The following is a 23480-nucleotide window of genomic DNA, read 5'->3' as shown; positions in this document are numbered from 1 at the left end:
GGGTGCGAAGGCGGGGCGGGGCGGCGCGACCGTAGGGTGGAGGCATGTCCCGTGAGAACGCCGTCACCGACCTGCAGCGGAGCCTGCGCGACCTGATGCGGCAGAACGCCCGTGCCGGACGCGTGGTCGTCGCCGTCGACGGGTTGGATGCCGATCGCGCCCGGGCCTTCGCCGATGGGTTCGCCGCGGTGCTGGCGGAAGACGGCACGCCCGTGGAGCGCGCGAGCGTCGACGATGCCGATGTCGCCGTCCGGGAGAACGTCGTCGCACCGTTCCGCGCGGGCGAGGGCGATGCCGTCCTCGTGGTCGACGGACGATTCCTGCACACTCTCGAGCGCCGGGGGCTGTGGAACTGGTCGCTGTGGCTCGAGAGCAACCCGCCGATCGGCGCGCCGCGCCCCGAGCTTCCCGATGCCGACAAGCGGTACCTCGCCACCGCCCGCCCGAAAGCGGCCGCCTCGGCCATCGTGGAGAACTCCGACCCCGCCCACCCCGCGCAGGTCTTCGGGGACTTCTGCTGATGGTTCGTCCCGGCATCCTCCTGGTCGACAAGCCGGGGGGCATCACCAGTCATGACGTCGTGTCGCGCGCGCGGCGCGCCCTCGGCACCCGCAAGATCGGGCACGCGGGCACCCTCGACCCCCTGGCGACAGGCCTGCTCGTGCTCGGTGTCGAGGGCGCGACGCGGCTGTTGACCTACATCGTCGGCGCCGACAAGACGTACGAGGCCACGATCCTGCTCGGCATCGCGACCGACAGCGACGACGCCGACGGGGTCGAGACCTCGCGGGCGGATGCCACGGCGGTCACCGACAAGGCCATCGCCGCGGGCATCGCCGAGCTCACCGGCGAGATCGAGCAGGTGCCGAGCACCGTGTCGGCGATCAAGGTCGCCGGGCGGCGCGCCTACGACCTCGCACGGGCGGGGGAGCAGGTGGAGCTCAAGGCCCGGCGGGTCACGGTCTCGCGTTTCGACGTGAGCGCGGTGCGTCGGGGCGATGGCGTGATCGAACTCGACGTCGTCGTCGATTGCACGAGCGGCACCTACATCCGCGCCCTCGCGCGCGACCTCGGGCGTGCCCTCGGCGTGGGCGGGCATCTGACGATGCTCCGCCGCACGCGGATCGGGTCCTTCGACGTCGCCGCCGCGGCATCCGTCGACGACATCGCCGAGGAGCGTCTGGTCGCCCCCGCCACCGCCGCGTCCGTCGTCGTCGGGGCGATCGCCGTCGGCGAAGACGAAGCGCGAGACCTGCGCCACGGCAAGCGCATCGACGGGGGAGGGCGCCTGACCGGACCCGTCGCCGCCGCGATCGACCCCGACGGTCGGCTGGTGGGCATCGTCGAGAAGCGCGGCGCACAGCTGAAGAGCGTCATGAACATGCCCGAGGAGGTCTCCCGATGATCCTGTGGTTCACGCTCGTGCAAGTGGGCGTCGCGGTTCTCGCCGGGGTCGTGGCGATCGTCGCGGGCCTCATCGGCCGTCGTCCGGGGGACGTGACCGTCGGCTCCCTCGCGCTGATCGAGCTGCTCCTCATCGTGCAGATCGTCGTCGCGATCATCGCGCCGTTCGCGGGCAACCCGCCCTCGGGCAGCCTGCTGGAATTCTGGACCTATCTCGTCTCGGCCGCCCTCGTCCCCGTCGCGGGTGCCGCGTGGGCGTTGATCGAGCGGAGCCGCTGGAGCACGGTCATCATGGGCGTCGCGGCGCTCGCGGTGGCCGTCATGGTCTGGCGCATGCACGTGATCTGGACGGTGCAGCTCGCCTGAGAGGTGGATGCCGTGGCCCGCTGCTGTGCGCCGGTCCCGGTCCCTTCGACAGGCTCAGGGACCTGCGTGCAGGTGGCTGAGCTCGTCGAAGCCACCGAGTGTCCGGTGTCAGCGTGTCCGGCGCAGGCCGCGCCGGGCGGCGACCGCGCGAGCCAACTAGAATCGTCGAGTCATGGCATCCACCACTCCCACCCGCTCCCGGGGGATGACCGGCATCGGCCGTGTCCTCGTCGTCGTCTACGGCATCATGGCGCTCGCCGCCACGGGCCGCTCTTTCGTGCAGATCGTCCGAGAGTTCGACGACGCCCCGCTGGCGTACGCGCTGTCGGCCCTCGCCGCTGTCGTCTACATCCTGGCCACCCTCGCCCTCATCTTCTCGGCGCGGCCGGCATGGTACCGCGTGGCGTGGGTCGCGATCGGTTTCGAGCTCGTCGGCGTGCTCGTCGTGGGCACGCTCAGCCTCGTCGACCCCGCGCTCTTCCAGCACCCCACGGTGTGGTCGGTGTACGGCTACGGCTACCTCTTCATCCCCCTCGTGCTGCCCTTCCTCGGGCTCTGGTGGCTGATGCGTCACCGCCGGGCGGCATCGTGATCGTCTTCCGCGATCCCGCGGAGGTGCCGGCGGACTTCGGTCCGTCCGTCGTCGCGATCGGCAAGTTCGACGGTGTGCACACCGGCCATCGCGCGGTCATCGACCGTGCCCGCGTCGACGCGTCCGACGGGGCGACGGTCGTCGCGGTGACGTTCGATCGCAATCCGTTGAGCGTGCTGCGTCCCGACCGGTGCCCGCCCGATGTCATCGGCCCGCACCAGAAGCTCGAGCTGCTCGACCGGGCCGGAGTGGATGCCACGCTGCTGCTGACCTTCGATGAAGCCCTCGCAGCCCTCCCGGCCGAGGAGTTCGCGCGTCGCGTGATCGTCGACGCGCTGAAGGCGCGCACCGTGCTGGTGGGGCGGGACTTCCGTTTCGGCGCCGGCGGTGCCGGAGACCCTGATCTGCTGACGCGCATGGGGGCGACGCACGGGTTCCGCGTCGATGTGGTCGATGACGTGCGCGCCGTGCACGCCGACCGGCGCGTGTCGTCGACGTGGATCCGCGAGGCGCTCTCGGCGGGCGACGTGACGACCGCCGCGCGCCTTCTCGGTCGTGCTCCCTCGGTCTGGGGCGAGGTCGTGCACGGACTGAAGCGCGGGCGCGAGCTCGGGTATCCGACCGCGAACCTCTCGCCCGACCTCGAGGGCTTCGTGCCCGCCGACGGCGTCTACGCCGGGTGGCTCGTCGACGTCGAAGGGGGGCGACGCATCAGCTATCCCGCCGCGATCAGCGTCGGGACCAATCCGACCTTCGACGACGTGCATTCCCGTCAGGTCGAGGCGTACGTGCTCGATGAGACCGACCTCGATCTGTACGGTCACCACGTCGAGGTGCGGTTCGTGGAGCGCGTGCGCGGGATGACCGCGTTCGACGGCATCGACGCGCTGCTCGTGCAGATGGCCGACGACGTCGAGCGCACCCGCACGATCCTTCGCTGACGCGCGGCACCGTCGTCCTCGGCGGTGAGGTGCGCCGGATTGTCGTCGGGGTGCGCGTGCCGCGGGCGATCGCGCGCAGCACGGTCGTGCGCGCGGGGCGTGGTGCCGTCAGTCGCGCCGCGACAGGTGATTCCGGATGCCGAGGAACGACGCCGCGGCCCCCATCAGCATGAGCGCCGCGGCGAAGATCGCGGCCCGGTGGAACCCGTCGAGGTCGAGCGAGCCTCCGACCACCGCCGAGACCGCGGCGATGGCGAGGAGCCCGGCCACCCGCGAGACGGCGTTGTTCACCGCCGAGGCGATGCCCGAACGCTCGCTCTCGATCGCGCCGAGCACCGCGGCCGTGAGGGGAGACACCGTCGCGGTGAGCCCGAGGCCCCAGACGACGATTCCCGGCAGCACCTGCGTCCAGTAGTCGAAGTCTGAGCGGACGGACAGCAGCAGGAGCGCACCCACCGCCATCACGAGGGGCCCCAGGGTCATGAACAGGCGCGGCCCGTACTTCCCGGCCAGGGCGCCCATGCGCGAGCTCAAGACGATCATGAGGATCGTGCTCGGCAGGGACGCGAGACCCGCCAGCGTCGCCGACAACCCCGCGCCCTGCTGCAGGTAGACGCTCACGACGAAGCCGTTGAGCGAGAGGGCCGCGTAGACGAACACGGTCGCGAGGTTGCCCGCCCAGAAGTTCCGGGAGCGGAACAGCCCCAGCGGCATCATCGGCTGCCGGGCGAGACGCTGGCGCACGAGGAACCCCGCGAAGGACAGGATGCCGATGGCTCCCGGCATCCAGATCACCGGGGACGACCATCCGAGGTTCGGTTGTTCGATGAGCGCGAAGACGATGCCGCCCAGGCCCGTCGCGCACAGCACCGCGCCCAGGATGTCGACCCGCGCGCCCGGACGGCGGTGATCGGCGTGGCCGAGGCGGGCGAGCAGCCACAGCGTCACCCCGATCGGCAGCACGTTGACCAGGAACACGAGACGCCAGGACAGGGTGTCGACGAAGACTCCGCCCACGAGCGGACCCGCGAGCATCGCGATCGTGGTCGCGCCCGTCCAGATCCCGATCGCCCGGGCCTGCGCCGGCCCGCGGAAGGTCGAGGTGATCAGCGCGAGTGAGCTCGGCACGAGCAGGGCTCCCGCCACGCCCTGCATCGCCCTCGCGATGATCAGGAACTCGGCCGTCGGGGCCGCCGCGATGGCGACGGAGGTCACCGCGAACCCGATCAGGCCGATGCGCAGCACGAGTACCCGCCCGAGGACGTCGCTGAGCGAACCCGCGACCAGGATGAAGGCGCCGAGCGTCACGAGGTACGCGTCGACGACCCACTGCTGCGTGCTGAGTCCTCCGCCGAGGTCGCGCGCGATGGCGGGGAGGGCGACGTTGACGACGGTGCCGTCGAGGAACGACACGAAGGACGCGAGCACGGCGACGGTGAGCACCACCCGCTGCTCCTTCGTCATCGAGTCGCTCATTCGTCCAGCGTAGGGTCGCGCGCGGCGTCGGGCTTCGATGATCGTCTCAATCTCGGAATACCCCCAGGGGGTATCCTGTTCTCGACGGGGAGACCCGAGGAGGAACCATGGACGGGACGAGGGATGCCACGGTGCCCGGTGACGACGTCATCGAGGCCGTGCTCGACATCGACGGCATGACGTGCGCGAGCTGCGTCGCCCGGGTGGAGAAGCGGCTGGGGCGCGTCGAAGGCGTCCACGCGGCGGTGAACCTCGCGACCGAGACGGCGCGCGTGCGGTATCCGGTCGGGCTCGACACCACGGCCCTGGTCGAGGCGGTGCGGGCCGCGGGGTACGACGCCACGGTGCGCACTCGAGGCGTTCCCCGGGTCCCGGCGACAGGGGGCGCGGCATCCGTCCCGGCATCGGCGGAGCACGGGGCCTCGATGGATCCTCGCGCGTCGCGCGGCGCGGCCGACGCCCCCACCGACGGCGGCCGCGAGCCCCGCGACCACGCCGCTGACCACCACGCTGCTGACCACCACGGCGCTGACGACCACGGCGCTGACGACCACGGCGCTGACCCGCACGCCGCGGACCACCACGGCGCCGACCACCACGCCGCTGACGCCGACACCGCCGACGCGCACGGCGGCCACGCCCACGACACCGCCGACGCGCCCGGATCGACGCCGCTGCGCACCCGGCTGATCGTCTCGGCCGCCCTCGCGATCCCGGTCGTCGCGCTCGGCATGGTCCCGGCGTGGCAGTTCCCCGGCTGGCAGTGGGTCTCGCTCCTGCTGACGGCGCCGGTGGTGCTGTGGGGCGGGTGGCCGTTCCACCGGGCGACCTTGCGCAACGCGCGCCACGGGGCCGCGACGATGGACACGCTCATCACGCTCGGGACCTTCGCCGCCTTCCTCTGGAGCGTATGGGCGCTGGTCTTCGGAAACGCCGGGCGCATCGGCATCCGGCACGAGGTCGTGCTCTTCGGGCCCGTGCACGACGCGAGCGCGGTGGTCTACTTCGAGGTCGCCGCCGCCGTGACCGTGCTTCTTCTGCTCGGTCGCTTCATCGAGCAGCGCTCGACCCGTCGCGCCGGAGCCGCTCTGCGTGCCCTGCTCGACCTCGGGGCGCGTGAGGCCGAGCTGGCGGACGGGCGGCGGATCCCCGTCGACCAGTTGACGGTCGGAGACGTGTTCGTGGTCCGCCCCGGCAGCGTCGTCGCCACCGACGGAGTGGTCGTCGACGGACGCGCCTCGGTCGATGAGAGCATGCTCACGGGCGAGTCGATCCCGATCGAGGTCGCCGCGGGGTCCGCGGTGACCGGCGGGACGATCGCCGCGGGCGGCCGGCTGACGGTGCGGGCCACCGGAGTCGGTGAGCAGACCCGGCTCGCCCGCATCGCGCGCCTCGTGGAGGACGCGCAGCTCGGCAAGAGCCGTGTGCAGCGTCTCGCCGACCGCATCTCGGGCGTGTTCGTGCCGATCGTCATCGTGCTGGCCGCCCTCACCCTCGTCGCCTGGGTCGTCCCCGGGCAACCGCTCGCGGCCGGATTCACCGCGGCGGTCGCGGTGCTCATCATCGCCTGCCCGTGCGCGCTCGGCCTCGCCACCCCCATCGCGATCCTCGTCGGAACCGGGCGCGGCGCGCAGCGCGGGGTGCTGGTGACCGGGCCGGAGGCTCTCGAGTCCGCCGAACGCATCGACACGATCGTGCTGGACAAGACCGGAACCCTGACGAGCGGGCGGATGAGCGTCGCACACGTCGTCGTCGCCGAGGGTGAGGATGCCGGGGACGCCCTCGCCCGCGCAGCCGCCGTCGAACGCGGCTCCGAGCACCCGGTCGCCGCGGCGATCGTCACAGCCGCGGGGGAGGGGACGACCGCCGCCGACCTCGAGGCGATCGCCGGGCGCGGCGTGATCGGCACGGTCGACGGCGTGCGCGTCTTCGCGGGGCGCCCGGGGTGGGTCGTCGAGCACGGTGCCGCGCTGACACCCGCACTCGCCGCCGCGGTCGAGGAGGCAGAAGAACGCGGCACGGTCGTGGCCGTGGGCTGGGCGGACGCCGACGGGGTGGTCCGCCCCCGTGCCGTGATCGAGATCGCCGACACGGTGCGGCCCGAGAGCGCCGAGGCCGTGTCCCGCTTGCGCGAGATGGGTCTGGAGCCCGTGCTGCTGACCGGCGACAACCCCCGGATCGCCCGGGCCGTCGCCGCCGAGCTCGGTATCGAGCGGGTGCGTGCCGGGGTCCTTCCGGAGGGGAAGGTCGACGAGATCGCGGCCCTGCGCGCCGAGGGGCGCACGGTCGCCATGGTCGGTGACGGGGTCAACGACGCCGCCGCCCTGGCATCCGCCGATCTCGGGATCGCGATGGGCGGAGGGACGGATGCCGCGCTCCACGCGAGCGACATCGCCCTCATGCGCGACGACCCGGGCGGGATCGTCACGGCGGTCGCTCTGAGTCGTCGCACGATGCGCGTCATCCGCGGCAACCTGTTCTGGGCCTTCGCGTACAACGTCGCGGCTCTGCCGTTGGCCGCCCTCGGCCTGTTGAATCCGATGATCGCGGGCGCGGCGATGGCGTTCTCCAGCGTCTTCGTGGTGCTGAACAGTCTGCGGCTGCGGCGCGCCTGACCCCGCGCGGCGGGGCACCGCTCCCCGGGGTCTTTCGGCCCGCGTCCGCGTCGTGCCGTGGCGCGCGCGAGCGGGACGCGCGAGGAGCGATTCTGCACAGCTCACGCGAACGGACGCCGCGGACGCTAGAATGGTCTCGACCCCGTCACCCGCTGTCTCGCGAGCCGTTCCGGTGCAGACGCGTCGCGGGTCGCCGGTACCGCCGCTCAGGCGGCGTGCCGCGCGATGTTCCCCGGGGTCACCGATCCACCGGCCTCGCGCCGGAACGTTCCGGACAGGTGTCCGGACGACACGCTCAGGAGGAGCATGCCGACCACGGCAACCGCGTCCCGAGGCTCGAGCCAGCGGCGCAGGAAGACCACGTCCTCGCGACGCGACGACGAAGCCCCCGTCATCCCGATCCTCGCGCGCAAGGTGCGCGAGGTCGAGGCCAAGGCCCAGCGCGGAAAGCTCGGGCCCACCAACCGCGTCAAGTTCCAGGTGATCGCCTTCCTGGTGCGCGAGGAGCGCGCCCGGGTCAAGGCCGACACCGAGATCACCGACGCCGCCCGCGCCGAGCTGCTCAAGCGCCTCGACGGCGTGGCGACGATCCTCGCGAAGACCGCGGCGCGCGACACCTCGCTCATCCAGCTGCTCGAGGTCGACCAGGCCACCTCACCTGTCGCCCGTCGCATGCGCCGCGACTGGTTGCTGGAGTCCGGCGCCGAGCTGCCGCCCGACGAGCTCATCATCACCGACACCGCGCCCCAGGTCGCGCCCGTCGTGCCGGCAGCCCTCGCTGAGAAGCAGGTCATCCCGCCGTCGATCGAAGCCCGCCAGATGGCGAACCCCTTCCTCGCCCCCGACCTCACGCCGCGCACGAGCGGCGACGCGCCGCGCCGCCGTCTCGACGGGTGGGAGCTCATGGGCCCCCTGTACAAGGCGTTCGAGACCGGCGCCGGTGGCTCGGCCGCGAGCATGGACCTGCCGCCCGTGCCGGAGTTCGACCGTGTGTCGCCGCGCGGACTCGAGGTCATGCCGCACCAGTCGCGCTTCCTCGAGGCCGTGCGCCTCGGGCACCGCGAGTTCCTTCTCGCCGACGAGCCGGGCCTCGGCAAGACCGCGGAGTCGGTGCTCGCGGCATCCGTCGCCGACGCGTATCCGCTCCTGGTCGTCGTGCCCAACGTCGTGAAGATGAACTGGGCGCGCGAGGTGCAGCGCTGGACGCCCCAGCGGCGCGCGACCGTCATCTCCGGCGGCGGTGCCGACATCGACGCCTTCGCCGACGTGTTCATCGTCAACTACGAGATCCTCGATCGGCACCTGTCGTGGCTGTCGTCGATCGGGCTGAAGGGCATCGTCGTCGACGAGGCGCACTTCATCAAGAACCTCACGTCGCAGCGTTCGCAGAACGTGCTGGCGCTGGCATCCCGTGTCCGACAGCAGACGCGCGACCCGCTCCTGCTGGCCCTCACCGGTACCCCGCTGATCAACGACGTCGAGGACTTCGACGCGATCTGGCGCTTCCTCGGCTGGACCAACGGCGAGAAGCCCGGTCCCGAGCTCATGGAGAAGCTGGATGCCACGGGCCTGACGCCCGCCGACAAGGCGTTCTACCCCGAGGCGCGCGAAGCGGTCATCTCGATGGGCATCGTGCGACGCAAGAAGAAAGACGTCGCCGCCGACCTGCCCGACAAGCTCGTCGCCGACCTCCCCGTCGAGCTCGACGACGAATTCGGTCGCTCGATCCGTCAGGCGGAGCGCGAACTCGGCGCCCGTCTCGCGGCGAAGTACCGCCGGATCCTCGAGGCGCGCGGCGACCGCGGTCTCGCCCCGGGCGAGATCGACGACGACATCGTCCGTCTCGTGGCGCACGGCGAGCTCGAGGAGTCCAAGGCCGCCGGCTCCGGCAGCGAGAACGTCTTCACGATGGTCCGCCGCATCGGTCAGGCCAAGGCCCACCTCGCCGCCGACTACGCCGTGCAGCTGCAGCGCTCCGTCGGCAAGGTCGTCTTCTTCGCCAAGCACATCGACGTCATGGATGCCGCGGAGGCCCACTTCAAGGCCTCCGGCCTCAAGGCCGTCTCGGTGCGCGGCGAGCAGACGGCGACCGCCCGTCAGGCCGCGATCGACGCGTTCAACAGCGACCCCGACGTCGGGATCGCGGTGTGTTCGCTGACCGCCGCCGGTGTCGGCCTGAACATGCAGGCTGCCTCGAACGTCGTGCTCGCCGAGCTGTCGTGGACCGCCGCCGAGCAGACGCAGGCGATCGACCGCGTGCACCGCATCGGCCAGGAGGAGCCCGTGACCGCGTGGCGCATCATCGCCGCGCACACGATCGACACGAAGATCGCCGAGCTCATCGACTCGAAGGAAGGGCTCGCCGCGCGCGCCCTAGACGGCCAGGCCATGGAGCCCGGCTCGAGCGACTCGGTACAGCTGTCGGCGCTCATGCACCTGCTGCGCCAGGCGCTCGGCGCGGCCTGAGCCCGCTTCGACGGACGCCCCGGGGCTTCGGCTCCGGGGCGTTCGTGCGTTCGGTGTGGTCGCCCGCCGTCTCGGCGAGGACGTGGGGTGCGGCGGGTCCGAGGCGCTGCTGGAGGTTCTCCGCGGGTCGAGGGGACCGGTCGCCGCAGTGCAATCCGCCCGCTCGTCGTATCGGCACCGGGGCCCCGTGACCCGTCGACCCGAGCACGCCCGGGACGCCCTTCGCTAGGGTCGGGCCATGACCCTCCGCGCCGACTCTCTGCTGGCGGGACCACGCGGTCGCCGCCTGTGCCTGGAGGTTCTGCGACTGGCCCCCGACGACGATGACGCGCGAGAGGCGGCTCGGGCCGTTTCGTGGGCCGCTGGAGCGCTCGACGAGAACACCGGGACGATCGTCGCGATCGGAGGTGCCGCCGCATCGTTCACTGAGCCTGCGGTGTCGCCCGCGGACGCCGCCGCCGCGCTGTCGCGGGTCGAAATCCCCGTCCTCAGCGACGCGCTCCTCTCGGCGGCCTTGGCCATCGCTGTCGATCGTGCCGCCTACTGGCAACCGCCCTACGGCGAGGACGTCCTCGCCGCCACCGACGAGCTGCGCGAGGTGCTCGAACCGGTCGCCGTAGCCGTCGCCGGAGCGCCCGCGATCGAGTGGTGGGAGAGCGGGGTCGATCGAGACACGCAGGCGATGGTGCGCTGGGAGAACTCTCCCGCATCGACGGAGTCCCCCCAAGAGCTGTCGGGCCGATGGCGAAGCGAGCAGGTCGCGGAAGAGGTCTCCTTCGCCCGACGGATCAACGATGTCCGTCTGTCCGGGTCATGGTGGTCGACACCCGCCTTCGCCCTTCCGCGCTCCACGCGTGTGCGCGGGACCGCGGGGCCGGTCGGTCTCACGCTCGTCGAGGACTCCTGGGGGTGGACCTCCGCACGCGTTCGACCTATCGCCGCACCGGACGGTGAGGTCATCGAGGTCGACGGCCCTGAGTCGTGGGCGGAGCTGTGCCGGCGGCATCCGTTCCCGGTCACCGCGAGCCGACGCAATGTGTGGGGGTGGGCGACCGGGCGCGAGGGGATGTGGGTGCAGCCCGACTGGGCCGCGGTCGCCGCTGAAGCCGCGGGGGTGCACCTGAGCGTGGAGGGGTACCTCTCCACGGCCGGTCGGGTCATCGACCTCGGTGACCTCGGCGCGAGCACCGTCGCCGGCTGGGGGCCTGACGAGACTTTCTGGTTCTCACCGGTCGAACACTCGGCGCCGGAGCGGGAGTGGGTTCGCGATGGTGACACCTGGACCCGTGCGTGACGGTGGCCCGGGGCCGGCTCGAACAGGTCGGTCGGGCCGGGGTGTCGGCATCCGGACCGCCGTGTGGCACCGTTCCCGCCCGCGGCGATAGGGTCGAAGACGGCAACGGCGCCGACCCTCCACCCGAACCACAGCACCAGAGGACTCTGCCCATGAAGATCGGCATCCTGACCAGCGGCGGCGACTGCCCCGGTCTCAACGCGGTCATCCGTGGCGTCGTGCTGAAGGGCACGACCAACTACGACATCGAGTTCGTCGGTATCCGTGACGGATGGCGCGGCGTGGTCGACGGCGACTTCTTCCCGCTCACCCGCCACGAGGTGAAGGGGCTGTCCAAGGTCGGGGGCACGATCCTCGGGACCAGCCGCACGAACCCCTACGAGGGCGTGCGTGGCGGTGCCGAGAACATCTCCAAGACGATGTACGGGCACCGGCTCGACGGCATCCTGGCCATCGGCGGCGAGGGGACCCTGGCCGCGGCCGACCGCCTCTCGAAGGACGGCATCAACGTCATCGGCGTGCCGAAGACGATCGACAACGACCTCCGCGCGACCGACTACTCCTTCGGTTTCGACACCGCCGTCAACATCGCGACGGATGCCATGGACCGCCTCCGCACCACCGGTGACTCGCACCAGCGCTGCATGGTGGCCGAGGTCATGGGTCGCCACGTCGGCTGGATCGCGCTGCACGCGGGTATCGCGGCGGGCGCCCACGTCATCTGCATCCCCGAGGTGCCGATGTCGATCGACGAGATCGTCGAGCAGGTCACCCGCGCGCACGACCGCGGTCGCGCGCCGCTGGTCGTCGTCTCCGAGGGCTTCAAGCTCAAGGGCATGGACGAAGCGTTCAGCGACAAGGGCCTCGACGCCTTCAACCGCCCGCGCCTCGGCGGCATCGGCGAGCTTCTCGCCCCCGAGATCGAGCGCCTCACCGGTATCGAGACCCGCGCCACCGTGCTCGGTCACATCCAGCGCGGCGGCTCGCCCTCCGCGTTCGACCGCGTGCTCGCGACGCGCCTCGGCCTGCACGCCGCCGACGCCCTGCAGGAGGGCGCCTGGGGCCAGATGGTCGCGATGCGCGGCACCGACATCGTGCGGGTTCCCTTCGCCGACGCCCTCGGCGAGCTCAACAGCGTCCCGCTGTACCGCTACGAAGAGGCCGCCGCGCTCTTCGGCTGAGCCTGCTGCTGCGACGCCCCGTCCCGCTTCGCGCGGGGCGGGGCGTCGGCGTCTGCGCCCGCCGCTCTGTCACGAGAACAGGGGATGCCACGAGAACAGGGCTTCCGCGCCGATAACGCCCTGTTCTCGTGGCGTTGCCTGTCTTGGTGACGTTGGCGGGGAGTCGTCGGGGAGTCGTCGGGTCGGAGGGCGGCGGTGGCGGCGCTGGGCGCTGTGGTGGCGGTCGCGGCGCTGGGTGCTGTGGCGGCGATGGGGGCTGTGGGGCTCTGGGGGTGTCACGAGAACAGGGGATGCCACGAGAACAGGGCTTCCGCGCCGAGAACGCCCTGTTTTCGTTGCGTTGCCTGTTCCGGTGACGTTGGCCGGGAGCCGGGAGCCGGGAGCCGGGAGGCGGGAGGCGGGAGCCGGGTTTGGCGCTGCGCCGCCGCGCGCCGCGCCGTACCCCTGTCACCGGCGGGGGAAGGGGGCGAGATGAAGGCCCTGAGCCATGGCGGCGCGAATCGTGTCGATGACGTCCTGCGGCTCGAACAACGTCTGCAGGTAGTCGAACCGCAGCACGGTATAGCCGCGGAGGATGAGCCGGGCGTCCTGTCGGAGGTCGCGTCGCCGATCGGCCGGAGACTGATGAAAGGCGAAGCCGTCGATCTGGACGGCCAGATACTCCCCGATCAGGCTGTCGACAGGGTGGCCGTCGATCCATACCTGCTGCCTCACACTCACGCCGATCGTGAGCATCAACTCACGGAAGTGGGTCTCGAGGCCGGAGTCTGAAAGATGGGTGGCCACTCGCGCGAAGCGGCTCGCCCGCGTGGAACGCCATCGCACGGCCCTCAGGATGTCGGCATCCACTTTCCGCGTCCGCAGCGCGGACTCCCAGACGGCGAGGGCGTCCGCGTGCGGCAGGCAGCGTGCGACATGAAAGAGCACGTTGATCGGGGGTTCGAGGGGATCGGTGCGCGGCACGGGCACGGGTGGGACGGCCCGGTGCAGGCGGATCGCCGTGCCCCCGACACGAGAAGCAGTGGACGGCACCCAGACGTGAGTGTGTTCGTTCTTGGGCACCCAAAGCCCCAGACCCTCCGCTGCCGTCACACACGTCGCTCGACCGCCGAGCGAGGCCGCCAGCTTTCGGGGCGCGAAGCAGCCCGGCGTCACGATCCACGATCGGCGCACGCGTTCGACGTCTCCGGCCGCCACCGCCGCCGCGATCACGCGCGGGCCGAAGCCGGCGATCGCCGCGACGGATGTGTGGGCGACGCCGTCGCGCGCAGCGAGCCACTCGACGAATTCGCGCTTCATCGCCCCAGCGTGACCGGGTTCCTCCGGCCCCATCGATCGAAAGGACCTCGTCGGGGGAGGAACGACGGATGCCGCCCCCCGTGCAGGAGCGATGACCGCCGGCCTCGGCATCCGGTCTGATGTCTTCAGAACAGGGGATGCCACGAGAACAGGCCGATTGACGCGCTTTCGCCCTGTTCTCGTCGCATCCCCTGTTCTCGTGACGCGCCCGCCCGCCATCGCACGGCGAAGCGCGTCACATCACCGACCTAATCCGCCAGCCCCAGCACGTCCAGCAGCCACGCCAGCTCGAACGCGCGCTCACGCCAGGCGTTGTAGCGACCGCTCACGCCGCCGTGGCCGGCGACCATCTCGCACTTCAGCAGCGCGTCGGCGCCGACCTCGCGCAGGCGCTGCACCCACTTGGCCGGCTCGACGTACAGCACGCGCGTGTCGTTGAGCGACGTGACCGCGAGGATCCGCGGGTACTCCACGCCGTCGCGGACGTTCTCGTACGGCGAGTACGACTTCATGTACGCGTAGACGTCGGCGTTGTGCAGCGGGTCGCCCCACTCGTCCCACTCGATGACCGTGAGCGGCAGCGAGGGGTCGAGGATCGTGGTCAGGGCGTCCACGAACGGCACATCAGCGAGGATCCCGGCGAAGAGCTCGGGGGCGAGGTTGGCCACGGCGCCCATGAGCAGTCCGCCGGCACTGCCGCCCTCGGCGACCACGCGGTCGGGGGTCGTGTAGCCCTCGGCGACGAGGTGTCGGGCGGCCGCGACGAAGTCGGTGAAGGTGTTGCGCTTGGCGAGGAGCTTTCCGTCCTCGTACCACTGGCGCCCCATCTCGCCGCCCCCGCGCACGTGCGCCACCGCGAAGATGACGCCCCGGTCGAGCAGCGACAGACGCGGCACCGAGAAGCCGGGCTCGATCGAGTGCTCGTACGAGCCGTATCCGTAGAGGTGCACGGGCCGCGGCGATGAGCCGGGCTCGCCGAACGAGCGCTTCCAGACGAGCGACACCGGTACCTGCGTGCCGTCCTCGGCGGGCGCCCAGACGCGGGCTTGACCGTAGTCGGCGGGGTCGAAGTCGCCGAGCACGGGCTGGCGCTTGCGCAGCAGCAGCTCTCCGGTCTCGATGACGTAGTCGAAGACGGTGCCCGGCGTGACGAACGAGCCGTAGCCCACCCGCAGCACCGGCGGCGCCCACTCGGGGTTGCCGCCCGTGCCGACGCTGTACAGCGGCTCGTCGAAGGTGATCTCGTCGACCGCGCCGTCGGCGTACGACAGCATGCCCAGACGAGCGAGTCCGTCGCGCCGGTACGCGATGATGCCCCAGTCGCGGAACGTGTCGACGCCGAGCAGTCGCTGACCCGCACGGTGGGCGACGACGACCTCGCGGGGCCCCTGGGGATCGGATGCCGAGACCCGCACGAGCTCGAAATCGAGGGCGCCGTCGTTGTGCAGGATGTAGAGCACGTCTTCGCCGTCGATGACCGCGTGGGACACGGAGTACTCGACCCCCTCGCGGCGCGGCCACACCACGCGCGGCTCGGAGCGCAGATCGTCGGCGTCGACGAGGAGCTCCTCGGACGTGATCGACGAGCCGACGCCGATGGTGAGGTAGCGATCGCTGCGCGTGAAGTCGGCACCGACCCAGTAGCGGTCGTCGGGCTCGTGGAACAGCTTCACGTCCGCCTCCACCGGCGTGCCGATCTCGTGGAGCCAGACCGTGTCGGGACGCCAGGCGTCGTCGACGGTCGTGTAGACGATGAATCGGCCGTCGGGGGAGAACGTCGCCCCCGAGAACGTGCCGGGGATCTCGTCAGGGAGGGTCTGCCCGGTCACGAGGTCGCGGACGCGGACCGTGTACCGCTCGTCACCGGCGGTGTCGATGCCGTACAGCATGCGGGTCGCGTCGTTCGAGACCTCGAAGCTCCCCAGGGAGAAGAACTCGGTGCCCTCGGCCTCGACGTTGCCGTCGAACAGCACCTGCTCACCCGGTACCGGCTCGTCGGGGGAGAGGACCGGCGGCGTCCAGTCGTCGGGGGAGTCCAGCGGTGCCCGGCACTGGATGCCGTACTGCGCGCCCGCGACGGTGCGGCCGTAGTACCACCAGTCGCCGCGGCGCGTCGGCACCGAGAGGTCGGTCTCGCGCGTGCGCCCCTTGATCTCGTCGAAGATGCGGTCGCGGACCCCGGCGAGGTGGGCCGTACGGGCTTCGGTGTAGGCGTTCTCGGCCTCGAGGTGGGCGACGACCTCGGCGTCGTCCTTCGCGCGCAGCCACTCGTAGGGATCGTCGAACGTGTCACCATGGTGCGAGCGGGCGACGGGACGGCGGGCGGCGACGGGCGGAGCGGACGAAACGTCGATATCGGTCACCCCTCCACGCTAGTCGGCCTCGCCGACAGTGCGCCCGGGGTATTCCCCCGCCGGGAAGGGCCTGCGGATGCCGCTGGCTCGGGCCGGCGGGTTTGACCGCTGTGGCCGCCGATGACATGATTTCCACGCGACCTCGGTGAACGGGTGTCGAACTCCAGGTGAACTCTTCGTTCGTCGCGCCGATCCCGTCGGCATCCCTTCTTCCTCCTCACGGAAAGCGAACGGTGGAGAGCGCAGCCCTCGTCATCGTGCTGGTCATCGGCCTGGCACTGTTCTTCGATTTCACCAACGGATTCCACGACACCGCGAACGCGATGGCCACGCCCATCGCCACCGGTGCGCTGAAGCCGAAAGTCGCGGTTCTCCTCGCGGCCTGCCTGAATCTCGTCGGTGCGTTCCTGTCGACCGAGGTGGCCAAGACGATCTCCGGCGGCATGATCCGCGAGGACCAGCTGTCGCCCGAGATCTTCCCGCCGATCATCTTCGCGGGCCTGATCGGCGCGATCACCTGGAACATGCTGACGTGGCTGCTGGGGCTCCCCTCCAGCTCGTCGCACGCCCTGTTCGGCGGCCTGATCGGCGCGACCCTCGTGGGCGTGGGCGTCTCGGCCATCGACACCGGCGTGGTGCTCAGCAAGGTCATCCTGCCCGCCCTGATCGCCCCGCTCACGGCCGGCATCATCGCGTTCACGGTCACCAAGATCGCCTACGGCGTCACCCGCCGGTACGACACGAAGGCCGACGGTCGCGACGGGTTCCGCTGGGGCCAGATCTTCACCTCGTCGCTCGTCGCGCTTGCGCACGGCACGAACGACGCGCAGAAGACGATGGGCGTCATCACCCTCGCCCTCATCACGGTGGGCTGGCAGTCGGCATCCGACCCCGACCCGCACATCTGGGTGGTCTTCGCGTGCGCGATCACGATCGCCCTCGGCACCTACATGGGCGGCTGGCGCATCATCCGCACCCTCGGCAAGGGCCTGACCGACGTCAAGCCGGCGCAGGGCTTCTCGGCCGAGACGTCGACGGCGGCCACGATCCTGGCATCCAGCGCCCTCGGTTTCGCCCTCTCGACCACGCAGGTCGCCTCCGGCTCCGTCATCGGGTCGGGCCTCGGCCGTCGCGGATCCACGGTCCGCTGGAACACGGTCGGTCGCATCATGATCGGTTGGGTGCTGACTCTCCCCGCCGCCGGTGCGGTCGGCGCGGCGGCCGCTCTCATCGTCGTCTGGCTGGGCGGCTGGGGCGTCGCCGTGGACGCGGTGATCGCGGTCGCGATCATCCTCGGACTCTTCCTCCGCTCGCGCCGCGACTCGGTCACCTCGGCCAACGCCATGAGCGAGGTCGCCGACTCCGGCGCCGCCGTGAAGGTTCCGCGCAAGCCCGGTCCGACGCGTCGCCAACGCCGTCTCGAGCGCTCCGGGAAGGACGACGCGTGACCATCGACTGGGAAGCCTTCCTCCACGTCTTCATCGCCGCGATCATCGGCGCCTCGGTCGTGGTGACCTTCTACGCCCTCGGACTCCGTCTGCTCGTGCGCGGAGGTCGCCCGCCCCTCGTGGCGCCCGTGGAGTTCACGGATGCCATCACCGTGCTCACCGACAAGCAGCGGCGCCGCGCGGAGAAGGCGGCGACCAAGGCGGCGGCGCGCAATCCGCTCAGCGAGGGGCAGAAGCGCCTCGCGCTCGTCGGCGCCTACGTCTGCTTCGGGGTGTGCGCGGCGGCCGTCCTCGGCGCCCTGCTGCTGATCCTGTTCAACCACTGACGCTCCGCGCGCCGGCCGTATGTCGGAGGCCTCTCCTAGGCTGAGGCCATGGCATCCGTGCAGTTCGGTCAGCACGCGCCCGCGCGGCGCGTGATCCTCCACCTCAGCGACACCCACCTGCTGGGCGGCGATCGCCTGCTCGGCGAGCGGTACGACACGGCGGCGAACCTGCGCCGGACCCTGGATGCCGCGGAGTCCACGGGCGTGCGGCCCGACGCGATCGTGTTCACGGGAGATCTCACCGACCTCGGCGAACCCGAGGCGTACCGCGCGCTGCGCGAGACGGTGGAGCCCTGGGCCGCCCGCCTGGGTGCGCCCGTCATCTGGGTCGCGGGCAACCACGACGAGCGGCCCGCCCTTCGTGCCGGGCTGCTCGACGAGAGTCCGTCGCTCGAGCCGGTGACCGGCGTGTGGGACCTCGACGGCCTGCGGGTGATCGCCCTGGACTCGACCGTGCCCGGCTGGCACCACGGCGATCTCGACGCCGCGCAGCTGCGGTGGCTGCGCGAGGAGCTGGCGACCCCCGCTCCGCTGGGCACGATCCTCGCGCTGCACCACCCGCCCCTTCCCACGCACATCCCGTTCTTCGACATCCTCGAGCTCCGCGACCAGCCGGGACTCGCTGCCGCGATCGCGGGCAGCGATGTGCGCGCGATCCTCGCCGGCCACCTGCACTACTCGACTTCCGGGACGTTCGCGGGAGTGCCCGTGAGTGTCGCCGCCGCCTCCTGCTACACGATGGACCTCGCCCGGCCCGCCGACGAGGTCAACGGAATGGATGCCGGTCAGTCGTTCCACCTCGTGCACGTCTGGGACGACACGATCACGCACGCCGTCGTGCCGGTGGTCGACGCCGACACCTCGGGGTACTTCACGCCCGCGTGGGTCGCCGAGATGGCGGCGCTCACCCCCGAGGAGCGGCTCGAGGCGTTCTCCCGCAAACGCTGAGCGCGTGGCGATCGTGCCGACCGATGGGGCGGGACGCAGCGATCGCCCGGTCCCGCCCCATCAGCGTCACGGGGTCGCGAGTCGCGCCGTCAGCTTGTCGCCCTCGATGTCCAGGTCGGGCAGAAGGCGGTCGAGCCAGCGCGGGAGCCACCACGCCGCGTCGCCGAAGATCGCCATGACCGCCGGCACGAGCGTCATCCGCACGAGGAACGCGTCGACGAGGATGCCGAAGGCCAGAGCGAATCCGACCTGCGAGATCATCGGCTCGGCGTTGAAGATGAAGCCGGCGAACACGCTGACCATGATGACGGCGGCGGCGACCACCACGCGACTGGCGACGCTGAACCCCTGGACCACCGACTCGGTGCCACGCCGACCGTGCGCGTGGGCCTCCTTCATCGAGGAGACGAGGAAGACCTCGTAGTCCATCGCGAGTCCGTACAGCACGCCGGTGATGATGATCGGGAGGAGGCTGAGCACGGGCGCGGTCGCGTCCATCCCCAGCAGCGGTTGCAGCCATCCCCACTGAAACACCGCGGTGGTCGCGCCGAACGTCGCGGCGACCGACAGGGCGAATCCCACGGTCGCCTTGATGGGCACGATGATCGAGCGGAAGACCAGCAGCAGCACGACCAGTGACAGTCCGATGACGACGGCGAGGTAGACGGGTAGTACCGCGCCCAGCCGCTGCGAGACGTCGATCGCGAGGGCGGCGAAGCCGGTCACGCCGACTTCGACATGGTGGGCATCGGCGTACGTCGGAGCGAGATCGCGCAGACGCGTCACGAGGTCGGCCGTGGCAGCCGCGGTCGGTGCCGAATCGGGCACCACCGACAGCACCGCGGTTGTCCCCGCGTCGTTCAGCCCCGCGAGCGAGACCGCGGTGACACCGTCGAGCCCCGCGAGGTCGGTGGAGAGCGCGGCGATCTGGTGCGGGTCGATGGCCTGGCCGTCGTCGGAGGTGGCGACCACGACCAGGGGGCCGTTGTATCCCTCGCCGAAGGCGGCGGCGGTGACGTCGAAGCTCTGGCGTTGCGGCGTGTCGGGGTGGTAGCTCGCTCCCGAGGGCAGTCCGAGGTCCATGTCCAGGGCCGGAGCGGCCAGGACGCCGGCGATCACGAGCGCGCCGACGGCGGCGACGAAGCGGTGCCGCACGAGCGTTCGCGACCACAGCTTCGCCACGCGGTGCGAGGAGCCGCGCACGCTCGCGGTGCTCGCCCTCCGTCGCGCTGACGCCGAGCACACCCGTTCCCCGACGAACCCGAGCAGGGCGGGAAGCAGGGTGAGCGCAGCTGCCACGGCGATGAAGACGGTGGCGGCGGCCGTGATCGCCATCGTGGTCAACAGGTGGATCTGAACGACCATCAACGCCAGCAGGGCGATGATCACCGTGCTTCCGGCGAAGAACACGGCGCTACCGGCCGTGCCGACCGCGCGCGCGGCGGCTTCGGGCGCGGTCATCCGATCGTCGAGGATCAACCGCCGTTGACGGTTCACGATGAAGAGCGTGTAGTCGATGCCGACAGCGAGACCCAGCATCAGGCCGAGCACCGCGGTCAGGGAGTGCATCGGGACGATGCTCGAGAACGCGAACGCTCCGCCCACGCCGACGGCCACGCCGGAGAGGGCGGAGATCAGGGGCAGTCCGGCGGCGACGAGCGAACCGAGGGTGACGACGAGCACGAGTCCGGCGATGAGGACCCCCACGACCTCGCCCACCCCGATGAGCTCGGGGATCTGCAACATCGTCGCGGAGGGCAGGACCTCGACCTGTTCGTCCGCGAACGCCGTCCTCGCCGCCGAGATGGTGGCATCCACCGTTCCCTGCGGTAACTCGAAGGTCTGCGCGTCGAAGGCGAACTGGAAGAGGGCGGTCTGGCCGTCGGACGAGACGAGAACGCCGGGAACGGGGAGCCCGTTCACGGTCAGGGGGGTGGGCCCGGCGGTGCCCGGCTGTCCCTGCGCGGCCTGGGCCTGGGCCACGGCGGCCGACGCGGCCGACAGGGGGCTTGCGGGTCCCTTCGCCAGGGCATCGGCCATGACCGTGCGGGCGTCGATCACGTGATCGGCGTCATACACCCGCCCGACCGCATCGAGAAGGGCGGTGAGGTTCTGCCCCTCGTCGATACGCTCGCCGTCGGTGGTGTGGAAGGCGAGGATCCCCTGCCCGCCGGATGCCTCGGGGAGCTGTGTCGCGAGATCGTCGATCACCTGCTGGGCGGGCGTGCCGTCGATGCGGATCTCATTACTGAGCTGCGGCGGGTTCACCACGATCACGCTCACGATCGCCGCGATCGCGAGCGCCCACACTCCCACCAGCCACCATTTCCCGCGGTAGGCGACCCCGCCCCATCGGTACAACAACGACGACATTCGTTCCTCATTTCCTTTCGGGCACGCGCGGCCGGGAGACGCCCGGATCCGCCGTCACGCCACAAGTGATAGTCAACTATCGGTGTGATAGTTTCATATCACTTGAACGGGTCCGAGGGGGAATGGGGGAGCGGCGGGGCATGGGTGATCGGCGAGCGGATGCCACGGCGAGCGTGGCGCGGATCCTCGGCGCCGCACGCCGCGTGTTCGCCCTCGGCGACGGCACGGGCACGCTGAACCGCATCGCCACCGAGGCCGGCGTCGGTATCGCGACGCTCTACCGGCACTTCCCGAATCGCGAGTCGCTGGCGCTCGCCGTCTACGACGAGATCTTCACGAACGAACTCCAGCCACTCTTCGACGAGTTCGAACGAAGCGACGCCCCGCGCCGAGTTCTTCTGACCCTGAGCGAGAACCTCCTGGCGGTGCTCGATCGCGAGCGCGGGCTGGTGCTGTCGCTGCCGAACCTGGCGGACGCGACGCGTTCACTGATGTCGCGCAACGTCGAGAGTCTCGAGCGCGTCGTGCGCAGGGCGCAGGCGGCCGGCACCCTCCGACGTGACATCACCGCGGACGACATCCCGAACCTCCTGACGATGGTCGCCGCGGGCTTCGGCAGCATCCCGCCGGGCGCGCATCGCCGCCGCTACCTGAGCCTGGTCCTCGACAGCCTCAACCCCGGTCAGGCGCAGCCGCTGCCCGAGGTGTGATCGCGGCCGCGCGTCGGGGGCGTGACGGCCCCGACGTCGGCATCCGTCGCTCGCCGAGGGGGCGAGCCGAACGGTGTACACGCCGGAGCGTGTCATCTGGGCAACATGCCGCGACGTCCAGCGGCCGGGCGGAACGTGGTGGTTAGGCTCGTGGCATCCCCTTCACGTGACCCCACGAGGACGACACATGACTCTGGACGCAACGACGCGTACCCGCACCGAGACCGACTCCCTGGGAACCCTCGAGATCCCCGCCGACGCGTATTGGGGCATCCACACCGCCCGCGCGTTGGAGAACTTCCCGATCGCCAAGCGGCCCATCTCGGTCTACCCGGATCTCGTGCGTGCCCTCGCGATGGTCAAGCAGGCCTCGGCCCGCGCCAATCGCGAGATCGGCGTTCTCGACCCGGCGAAGGCCGATCTCATCGACCGCGCCGCGCAGCGCGTCATCGACGGCGAGTTCCACGACGAGTTCACCGTCGGTGTCATCCAGGGCGGCGCGGGGACCTCGACCAACATGAACGCCAACGAGGTCATCACCAACATCGCCCTCGAGATGGCGGGTCGTGAGAAGGGCGACTACGCCTTCCTGTCGCCCATCGACGACACCAACCGCAGCCAGTCGACGAACGACGTCTACCCGACGGCGATCAAGATCGGGCTCGCGCTGACGTTGAAGAGCCTGCTCGAGGAGCTCGCGCTGCTGCGCCAGTCGTTCCTGGCCAAGGCCGACGAGTTCCACGACGTGTTGAAGGTCGGCCGTACGCAACTCCAGGATGCCGTGCCGATGACGTTGGGGCAGGAGTTCCACGGCTTCGCCACCACGCTCGGCGAGGACTACAGCCGTCTCACGGAGAACGCCTACCTGTTGTACGAGATCAACATGGGCGCGACGGCCATCGGCACGGGCATCACCGCCCACGCCGGCTACGGCAAGGCGGTCCTGCGGCACCTGCGCGAGATCACGGCCCTCGACCTCGAGACGGCGACCGACCTCGTCGAGTCCACGAGCGACACCGGCGCCTTCATGTCGTTCTCGTCGTCGCTGAAGCGCAACGCGATCAAGCTCTCGAAGATCTGCAACGACCTGCGCTTGCTCTCCAGCGGCCCCCAGGCGGGTCTCGGCGAGATCAACCTCCCCCCGCGGCAGGCCGGTTCGAGCATCATGCCGGGCAAGGTGAACCCCGTCATCCCCGAGGTCGTGAACCAGGTCGCGTTCTCCGTCGTCGGTGCCGACATGACGGTGACCATGGCGGTCGAGGGCGGCCAGCTGCAGCTCAACGCGTTCGAGCCGGTCATCGCGCATTCGATCTACCAGTCGATCACCTGGATGCGGCAGGCCATGTGGACGCTGCGCGTCAACTGCGTCGACGGCATCACGGCCAATCGCGAGCGTCTCGGGGCGATGGTGGGTTCCTCGGTCGGCGTCGTCACGGCGCTCACACCGTTCATCGGCTACGCGGCCGCGGCGGCCCTGGCCAAGACAGCTCTCCTGACGCACCGCAACGTCGCCGACCTCGTCGTCGAGGCGGGTCTGATGTCGCGCGAAGAGGTCACCAAGCAGCTCTCGCCCGCGCGGCTGTCGGGTCTGCACCCGATCACGCAGGCCATCCCCGTGCAGCGCGCCGCGGACAGCGTCGTCGAGGAGTGAGCGAACGCGAGAGGGGCGGGACCGCGAGGTCCCGCC

Annotated in this window: 18 protein-coding genes; 14 read left to right on the top strand and 4 right to left on the bottom strand. The window is 70.8% G+C overall.

Translation table 11 applies throughout. The features are described from left to right. Nucleotides 1-44 precede the first annotated feature (44 nt). The 5 genes from NS220_RS07515 (at nt 45) to NS220_RS07495 (ending at nt 3303) form a co-directional block, all read left to right on the top strand. Nucleotides 45-521, top strand: coding sequence for a hypothetical protein (locus NS220_RS07515; RefSeq protein ID WP_058623461.1), 477 nt, complete (start codon nt 45-47; stop codon nt 519-521). Further along, on the top strand, nt 521-1405 hold the full coding sequence (truB, locus tag NS220_RS07510) for a tRNA pseudouridine(55) synthase TruB (RefSeq protein ID WP_058623460.1): 885 nt from the start codon (nt 521-523) through the stop codon (nt 1403-1405). Before NS220_RS07515 ends, truB begins: the two co-directional genes overlap by 1 nt. After that, nucleotides 1402-1770, top strand: coding sequence for a hypothetical protein (locus NS220_RS07505; RefSeq protein ID WP_058623459.1), 369 nt, complete (start codon nt 1402-1404; stop codon nt 1768-1770). Before truB ends, NS220_RS07505 begins: the two co-directional genes overlap by 4 nt. Nucleotides 1771-1942: 172 nt before the next feature. Then, entirely contained in the window at nt 1943-2362 is a 420-nt protein-coding gene (locus NS220_RS07500; RefSeq protein WP_058623458.1) for a hypothetical protein, read from the top strand. Further along, nucleotides 2359-3303 (top strand): bifunctional riboflavin kinase/FAD synthetase, encoded by a 945-nt coding sequence (locus NS220_RS07495; protein ID WP_058623457.1) that lies wholly within the window; start codon nt 2359-2361, stop codon nt 3301-3303. Before NS220_RS07500 ends, NS220_RS07495 begins: the two co-directional genes overlap by 4 nt. Before the next feature lie 108 nt (nt 3304-3411). Here the strand turns inward: NS220_RS07495 and NS220_RS07490 are convergent, their stop codons facing one another. Beyond that, the gene (locus NS220_RS07490; RefSeq protein WP_058623456.1) at nt 3412-4779 is read right to left on the bottom strand and encodes an MFS transporter; all 1368 of its coding nucleotides are present in this window, start codon (nt 4777-4779) and stop codon (nt 3412-3414) included. A 107-nt stretch (nt 4780-4886) separates the two neighbouring features. Between NS220_RS07490 and NS220_RS07485 the strand changes: the two genes are divergently transcribed. From NS220_RS07485 to NS220_RS07470, 4 genes are all read left to right on the top strand, one after another. Then, nucleotides 4887-7394, top strand: coding sequence for a heavy metal translocating P-type ATPase (locus NS220_RS07485; protein ID WP_058623455.1), 2508 nt, complete (start codon nt 4887-4889; stop codon nt 7392-7394). Between the two features lie 306 nt (nt 7395-7700). Further along, nucleotides 7701-9860 (top strand): DEAD/DEAH box helicase, encoded by a 2160-nt coding sequence (locus tag NS220_RS07480; protein WP_058623454.1) that lies wholly within the window; start codon nt 7701-7703, stop codon nt 9858-9860. A 238-nt stretch (nt 9861-10098) separates the two neighbouring features. Next, complete coding sequence (locus NS220_RS07475; protein ID WP_058623453.1) at nt 10099-11154, top strand: hypothetical protein; 1056 nt, start codon at nt 10099-10101, stop codon at nt 11152-11154. A gap of 152 nt (nt 11155-11306) precedes the next feature. Continuing rightward, a complete protein-coding gene (locus NS220_RS07470; RefSeq protein WP_058623452.1) occupies nt 11307-12335 on the top strand; it encodes a 6-phosphofructokinase in 1029 nt (342 codons plus the stop codon). 447 nt (nt 12336-12782) lie between these two features. Here the strand turns inward: NS220_RS07470 and NS220_RS07465 are convergent, their stop codons facing one another. Both NS220_RS07465 and NS220_RS07460 read right to left on the bottom strand, forming a co-directional pair. Continuing rightward, on the bottom strand, nt 12783-13634 hold the full coding sequence (locus NS220_RS07465) for an endonuclease domain-containing protein (protein ID WP_058623451.1): 852 nt from the start codon (nt 13632-13634) through the stop codon (nt 12783-12785). A 248-nt stretch (nt 13635-13882) separates the two neighbouring features. Continuing rightward, nucleotides 13883-15997, bottom strand: coding sequence for a S9 family peptidase (locus tag NS220_RS07460; RefSeq protein WP_058623450.1), 2115 nt, complete (start codon nt 15995-15997; stop codon nt 13883-13885). 224 nt (nt 15998-16221) lie between these two features. On the opposite strand from NS220_RS07460, the gene NS220_RS07455 reads away from it, so the two are divergent. From NS220_RS07455 to NS220_RS07445, 3 genes are read left to right on the top strand one after another with little or no spacing between them, the layout of a single operon-like run. After that, nucleotides 16222-17436, top strand: a complete 1215-nt coding sequence (locus tag NS220_RS07455; protein ID WP_058597707.1) for an inorganic phosphate transporter — start codon at nt 16222-16224, stop codon at nt 17434-17436. Next, nucleotides 17433-17762, top strand: coding sequence for a hypothetical protein (locus NS220_RS07450; RefSeq protein ID WP_058623449.1), 330 nt, complete (start codon nt 17433-17435; stop codon nt 17760-17762). The genes NS220_RS07455 and NS220_RS07450 overlap by 4 nt, the downstream gene beginning before the upstream one ends. Before the next feature lie 48 nt (nt 17763-17810). Next, complete coding sequence (locus tag NS220_RS07445) at nt 17811-18710, top strand: phosphodiesterase (RefSeq protein WP_058623448.1); 900 nt, start codon at nt 17811-17813, stop codon at nt 18708-18710. Between the two features lie 66 nt (nt 18711-18776). Here NS220_RS07445 and NS220_RS07440 read toward each other — a convergent pair whose 3' ends face one another. Beyond that, nucleotides 18777-21083, bottom strand: a complete 2307-nt coding sequence (locus NS220_RS07440) for an MMPL family transporter (RefSeq protein WP_058623447.1) — start codon at nt 21081-21083, stop codon at nt 18777-18779. Between the two features lie 140 nt (nt 21084-21223). On the opposite strand from NS220_RS07440, the gene NS220_RS07435 reads away from it, so the two are divergent. Both NS220_RS07435 and NS220_RS07430 read left to right on the top strand, forming a co-directional pair. Further along, nucleotides 21224-21793: a TetR/AcrR family transcriptional regulator gene (locus NS220_RS07435; RefSeq protein WP_058623446.1), complete on the top strand. Its 570-nt coding sequence runs from the start codon at nt 21224-21226 to the stop codon at nt 21791-21793. A 187-nt stretch (nt 21794-21980) separates the two neighbouring features. Beyond that, nucleotides 21981-23444 (top strand): aspartate ammonia-lyase, encoded by a 1464-nt coding sequence (locus tag NS220_RS07430; RefSeq protein ID WP_058623445.1) that lies wholly within the window; start codon nt 21981-21983, stop codon nt 23442-23444. Nucleotides 23445-23480 lie beyond the last annotated feature (36 nt).

It is taken from the genome of Microbacterium testaceum, from assembly GCF_001476655.1.
Lineage (GTDB): Bacteria > Actinomycetota > Actinomycetes > Actinomycetales > Microbacteriaceae > Microbacterium > Microbacterium testaceum_C.
This window is presented reverse-complemented; position numbering and strand designations above follow the sequence as displayed.

Excerpts from the sequence above, each read along its gene's own strand:
- NS220_RS07505 (WP_058623459.1), top strand. The coding sequence starts at position 1,402 with ATGATCCTGTGGTTCACGCTCGTGCAAGTGGGCGTCGCGGTTCTCGCC.
- NS220_RS07515 (WP_058623461.1), top strand. The coding sequence starts at position 45 with ATGTCCCGTGAGAACGCCGTCACCGACCTGCAGCGGAGCCTGCGCGAC.
- NS220_RS07500 (WP_058623458.1), top strand. The coding sequence starts at position 1,943 with ATGGCATCCACCACTCCCACCCGCTCCCGGGGGATGACCGGCATCGGC.
- NS220_RS07485 (WP_058623455.1), top strand. The coding sequence starts at position 4,887 with ATGGACGGGACGAGGGATGCCACGGTGCCCGGTGACGACGTCATCGAG.
- NS220_RS07440 (WP_058623447.1), bottom strand. The coding sequence starts at position 21,083 with ATGTCGTCGTTGTTGTACCGATGGGGCGGGGTCGCCTACCGCGGGAAA.
- NS220_RS07465 (WP_058623451.1), bottom strand. The coding sequence starts at position 13,634 with ATGAAGCGCGAATTCGTCGAGTGGCTCGCTGCGCGCGACGGCGTCGCC.
- NS220_RS07475 (WP_058623453.1), top strand. The coding sequence starts at position 10,099 with ATGACCCTCCGCGCCGACTCTCTGCTGGCGGGACCACGCGGTCGCCGC.
- NS220_RS07490 (WP_058623456.1), bottom strand. The coding sequence starts at position 4,779 with ATGAGCGACTCGATGACGAAGGAGCAGCGGGTGGTGCTCACCGTCGCC.
- truB (WP_058623460.1), top strand. The coding sequence starts at position 521 with ATGGTTCGTCCCGGCATCCTCCTGGTCGACAAGCCGGGGGGCATCACC.
- NS220_RS07435 (WP_058623446.1), top strand. The coding sequence starts at position 21,224 with ATGGGTGATCGGCGAGCGGATGCCACGGCGAGCGTGGCGCGGATCCTC.
- NS220_RS07480 (WP_058623454.1), top strand. The coding sequence starts at position 7,701 with ATGCCGACCACGGCAACCGCGTCCCGAGGCTCGAGCCAGCGGCGCAGG.
- NS220_RS07445 (WP_058623448.1), top strand. The coding sequence starts at position 17,811 with ATGGCATCCGTGCAGTTCGGTCAGCACGCGCCCGCGCGGCGCGTGATC.
- NS220_RS07470 (WP_058623452.1), top strand. The coding sequence starts at position 11,307 with ATGAAGATCGGCATCCTGACCAGCGGCGGCGACTGCCCCGGTCTCAAC.
- NS220_RS07430 (WP_058623445.1), top strand. The coding sequence starts at position 21,981 with ATGACTCTGGACGCAACGACGCGTACCCGCACCGAGACCGACTCCCTG.